At 43.8% G+C, this 5,061-nt stretch carries 5 protein-coding genes; all 5 read left to right on the forward strand.

The genetic code is table 11. The annotated features are described in order from the left end of the window. Positions 1-618 (forward strand): HpcH/HpaI aldolase family protein (locus MUU51_RS00145; protein WP_258966848.1); only part of this gene is annotated, 618 nt, incomplete at its 5' end. 2 nt (positions 619-620) lie between these two features. Beyond that, on the forward strand, positions 621-1,316 hold the full coding sequence (locus MUU51_RS00150) for an alpha/beta fold hydrolase (RefSeq protein ID WP_159776976.1): 696 nt from the start codon (positions 621-623) through the stop codon (positions 1,314-1,316). 79 nt (positions 1,317-1,395) lie between these two features. Further along, positions 1,396-2,286: a DMT family transporter gene (locus MUU51_RS00155; protein ID WP_159776977.1), complete on the forward strand. Its 891-nt coding sequence runs from the start codon at positions 1,396-1,398 to the stop codon at positions 2,284-2,286. A 26-nt stretch (positions 2,287-2,312) separates the two neighbouring features. Beyond that, positions 2,313-3,281 (forward strand): nuclear transport factor 2 family protein, encoded by a 969-nt coding sequence (locus tag MUU51_RS00160; protein ID WP_159776978.1) that lies wholly within the window; start codon positions 2,313-2,315, stop codon positions 3,279-3,281. Positions 3,282-3,742: 461 nt separating this feature from the next. Further along, positions 3,743-4,951 carry a 3-oxo-tetronate kinase gene (gene otnK, locus MUU51_RS00165; protein ID WP_258966849.1) on the forward strand — a complete coding sequence of 403 codons (1,209 nt, stop codon included), beginning with the start codon at positions 3,743-3,745 and terminating at the stop codon, positions 4,949-4,951. Positions 4,952-5,061: the final 110 nt, after the last annotated feature.

Consider the following 5,061-nt stretch of genomic DNA (forward strand, 5'->3'; position numbering starts at 1 on the left):
CAATTTGGAATGGATGTTGTGCCTTCACTTCTACAGGCTATATCCAGTACGGATGCCATGCCGCTGGTGCGCTGCGCCGAAAACAGTTTTGGTGACATTAACAAAATCCTGGATTCGGGCGCCTATGGCATCATTTGTCCCATGATAGATAATCGCCAGGATGCCGAACGCTTTGTTCGCGCCTGTCGATATCCCCCTTTGGGTGCCCGCAGCTATGGGCCAGCGCGTGGTCTGCTTTATGGAGGGAGCGATTATTTTGATGCTGCTAACGATACCCTACTAACTCTGGCGATGATCGAGACCATTGAAGGGGTAAAGAACATTGACGATATTCTTGATGTTGCCGGGCTTGATGGCATTTATATCGGTCCGAACGATCTGGCAATCAGCATGGGCATCAATCCTGGTGGTAGCTGGGAAGCGGCGGAGCTGGGTGTGACGATATGCCATATTGTTGAACGTTGCCAGACCAGACAAAAGTATGTGGGGATTTTTTGTGGCGACATGGCGATGGCCTCCGCAATGAAAGAGAGGGGACTGAATATGCTGACCCCCGGTAATGATATTCAGCTAATACGCTCTGAAGCGGGTTCCCGTTTGGCAAAATTGCGGGAATGAACATGAAGCATCCAATCCTGCTTTTGCCAGGAACATTATGCGATCATCGTCTGTGGGGTGCGCAGCTGGCAGCTCTGTCAGTCATCGCGCAGCCACAAGTCATGGATGTCGGTTTCGCGGACAGTATGGAAGCGCTAGCTGCAAAGATTCTGGATATTTCGCCTCCGAGATTTGCGCTGGCCGGATTTTCGTTTGGCGGGATTCTGGCTTTTGAACTCTGGCGTCAGGCACCGCATCGCATCACTCATCTTGCGCTAATAGATACAAATGCACGTCCGGACCCCTTGGCTAATCGGTCAATGCGGGCCGAACAGCTTCATGCAGCACAAGGTATGGGGGTTGGACTGTTTGTGCGTAAACAACTATTGCCCCACTATTTATATAAAAGTCATCAAAACTCAAGCGTTGAGAACACGATCGTATCTATGGCGGAGGAGGTAGGGCTAGCCATTTTCAAACGTCAGATATTAGCCGTCCAGCATCGTGTCGACAGTCGCGCGGATCTGCCTTCTATCAACGTACCTACTTTGGTTACGGCAGGCACACAAGATCATTTATGCCCTCCGAAGCTTCAGTGGGAGATGGCCGAGAATATCCGTGATGCAACATGTGAACTATTGCCACAATGTGGCCATTTTTCACCCCTTGAGGAGCCTGAGCGGATTAGCGAGCTCATCTCCACGTTAATCAAAGGGTGAAAAGTTACATTCGAATGCATCGATGTTGAATTAGTATAAGAGAGGACTAAAATAATGAGGAAAAAAAAGGTAGCATTCTATGAAAAAAATAAGTAACTATTACATTTCAATTGTTGTTGCCGTTATTGCCGCTTTTTCAATGGGAACGATTGGTTTATTTTCTAAGTTTTTAGGTCTGAATGCTGAAATAATAACATTTTTTAGGCTGTTATTAGGTGGTGTATTTGTTGTGATTTTCACCGTTCCTTTTTATAAGGCAGGTTTGTTTTTTAGAAAACCGGATGTGAATATGCTTGTGTCTGGAGCATTATTGGCTTCATTTATTTTGTTCTATATTCAATCAATTCAAATAGCTGGTTTGATTGTATCGGTGATGACATTGTATTTGGCCCCTGTATTAGCAATGATGTTGTCGCAGATATTTCGCGGTGAAAAAATAACGCGCAGTTCTTATGCTTCAGTTTGTGGTGTTTTGATTGGTTTCTTTATGGTGTTAAATATTTTCAATAATAAAATATCAATGGATTTATACCATTCGCTATACTCAATAATTGCAATGCTATGCTATGCGGGTTTTATATTAACCAATAAGGAAACAAAGAAAGGCGTACCATTATTGGTTCATTCTGGGGTACAGTTGTTAGTTGGTGCAATTGTTATTTTTCCTTTTGTTTCACTTGATAACATCATGTCATTAAGTTCTGGTCAATGGTTATGGTTACTGGTCATTGGCTTCGTTCCAGGTTTTTTAGGTTTGGCATGTGCTATTTATGCAATACAAAACCTCTCAACAGTAACATATGCAACGATTTCTTATGTCGAACCTATTTCAACTCTATTTTTCGCATGGTTTATATTTAATGAGCCATTAACCATTACTCAATTAATCGGTTGTGTTCTGATAATTTTATTTAGCCTGTACCAAGTATTTAATGAAAAGAAACATACCGTTCACCTGGCTTTACAATAAAACCAACTTATAGAAGGAAGTGTATTATGAAAGGTTTTGATAATAAGTGGAAAGATTTCCCTGATTTTATCATTGGAGTAACAAAAGAAATCTGGGAAGATAGAGTTATTAGTTCATTAAACAACTATTATGCTCCAGATATTATTGTAAGATCCCCTAGCTCGGTAGTAAAAGGTAATAAAAAGGTTATCGGTGCAACAATGGCCACGTTGACTGAATTACCTGATCGAAAATTATTTGCAGAAGATGTTATTTGGACGGGTACACCAGAGGAAGGTATGCTTTCCTCACATCGTTTATACTCAACTGGAACCCATACAGGTTTTGGTGCTTACGGTGCCCCTACCGGAACTAAATTAGGGTATCGTATTTTAGCTGATTGCCATGCGAAGAATAATCAAATAAATGATGAATGGTTAGTTAGGGATCAGGGTGCGATTGCTCGTCAGCTGGGCATGACATCCAAAGAATATGCTCAACGTCTTATTGAACAAGAAGGTGGGCCAGAAAAATGTGTGCAACCATTCACTCCGGAAATAGATATTAGAGGTCCGTATCAAGGTGTCGGAAATAATAATGCATGGGGAGAACGTTATAAAACTGTTCTCAATAAAATTATGGATGCAGAGTTTTCCGTGATCCCACAAGAATATGATCGAGCGTGTGTTGGTGAATATCCGAAAGGAAAAACCGCACTTTCTCATGAACAGATAGATGAGTTTTGGTTAGGATTACGATCGTCTTTTCCAAATGCAATCTTTACGATAGAGCATTGTATTGGACAAGAAGATTTAATGATGTCACCACGAGCTGCTATTCGTTGGTCATTAAAAGGTAAGCATGAAGGGTATGGGCCATTTGGTGTACCAACAGGCGTGGATGTTTATATTATGGGGATCAGCCATGCAGAATTTGGTCCATGGGGCATCAGGCGCGAATATACTTTATTTGACGAAATTGCGATCTGGAAGCAAATTTTATTAAAAAGTTGCTAATACTTTTCAGCTCGCAACCACCGCTCACCTCTGGATCCAGCGCTTCTGTCTGCGGCCCGAGCTCATTTGACAGCATCGGGGGAATTCCTAGGTTACCTAGATATGCAGAATAGTCACGCAGATCCGGATGTGGGCATTGCTGAATTAAATTGGGTTGGAAAGGGTGGTCAGCACATCGAGGTGCTGGAATCGCAAAATGATTGTGACCATATGAATGGTGCACATGATTTTTTCCTAATAGGAAAAATACCAACAGATACTTTATATAGGCGCTGACCCTTATAACAAAAAGATCACACTGGTGTGTGCATTCTTTTTTTAGTTTCTATTTGATATTTTTCAATGAAAGAATTGTAGAGCGGCGATTACGGTCATCCCCAGAATTAGGATAAATCGGCCATCTTTGTGAAAGCAAATCTTTCAAAATATTCTCTCCATTAACAACATTACGGGAAAGGTTTATGACGCTAAAATTGGGTATTATCGCTGATGATTTTACCGGGGCCACTGACATTGCAAGCTTTATGGCCACGGCAGGGTGGAAAGTAATTCAAATGAATGGAACCCCTTCAGAAACGCTCGATACTGCTGGGCTTGATGCTATCGTAATTTCTTTAAAAAGCCGTTCCTGTCCGTCATCAGAAGCAACCACGTTGTGCAGACTGGCCGCTCAGTGGCTCATCAAGCATGGATGCCAGCGCCTTTATTTCAAATATTGCTCCACTTTTGATTCAACACCCGAAGGCAATATTGGCCCAGTGACCGACATGCTTTTACACTTGACGCAGTTGAACCTTGCGGTACTGTGCCCGGCTTTGCCTGTTAACGGCAGGACGGTAGAAGCAGGTCATTTGTTTGTTCATGGCCAGTTGCTGAATGAATCGGGAATGCAGAATCACCCCTTAACGCCAATGACAGATGCTAATTTGATGCGCGTAATGGAGAAGCAAGCGTCAGGAACTTGTGGACTGGTTCCGCTTAGCAGTGTGCATGCCGGCAAAGATGCCATCCGCGCACGTCTCCAGTCGCTTGAAGAAGCGGGAAAGCACTACGCTGTGCTTGATGCTGTGACAGAGGATGACTTGCTTACGCTGGCGGCGGCGCTACCTGACAGGGTATTACTGACGGGAGGTTCAGGTCTAGCAGGCGCACTGGCAATGCTTCATCCGGGTAATGGCTTAAGTAAAGACGTCGTTGTATCCGGTATGGAAGGCAAAGCAATTGTGCTGGCGGGGAGTTGTTCTGTCATGACAAATCAACAGGTTCAGTACTATCGACAATTAGCCCCGGCCAGAGCGGTCGAAGTCGAGCGTGCGATTAACGATAGCAGCGCTTATATCCAAGAACTTGTTGACTGGTATCTGGAATATGCCGGTCCGTTGGCACCGATGATCTATGCCACATGTTCAGCAGAAGAGGTGAAAGCGATTCAGGCGTGCTATGGGGTAAAGGCTGCAGGCAGCGCAATTGAAAATTTATTTGCTTTGTTAGCCATTAGGCTCAATCAGTTTGGCGTGAATAAGTTCATCGTTGCCGGCGGAGAAACGTCAAGTCTGTTGGTGCAGCGCCTCAATGTAGCAAGTTTTACTATTGGAGAAAGTATTGCTCCGGGTGTTCCATGGGTTAAAGATATAAAACGCCCTCTCTGGCTGGTAATGCCGATCAGTTAAGGATCGGTTGATCGATCCAGTGGCTGTGTAAGAATCCGGAAATGCTCACCCGTTTCCGGATTTTTTTATGCACATTGGACAGGCACTTGATCTCGTTTCACGCTACGACT

The organism is Scandinavium manionii (assembly GCF_024764775.1).
In the GTDB taxonomy this organism is placed as follows: Bacteria; Pseudomonadota; Gammaproteobacteria; order Enterobacterales; family Enterobacteriaceae; genus Scandinavium; species Scandinavium manionii.

Excerpts from the sequence above, each read along its gene's own strand:
- MUU51_RS00150 (WP_159776976.1), top strand. The coding sequence starts at position 621 with ATGAAGCATCCAATCCTGCTTTTGCCAGGAACATTATGCGATCATCGT.
- MUU51_RS00155 (WP_159776977.1), top strand. The coding sequence starts at position 1,396 with ATGAAAAAAATAAGTAACTATTACATTTCAATTGTTGTTGCCGTTATT.
- MUU51_RS00160 (WP_159776978.1), top strand. The coding sequence starts at position 2,313 with ATGAAAGGTTTTGATAATAAGTGGAAAGATTTCCCTGATTTTATCATT.
- otnK (WP_258966849.1), top strand. The coding sequence starts at position 3,743 with ATGACGCTAAAATTGGGTATTATCGCTGATGATTTTACCGGGGCCACT.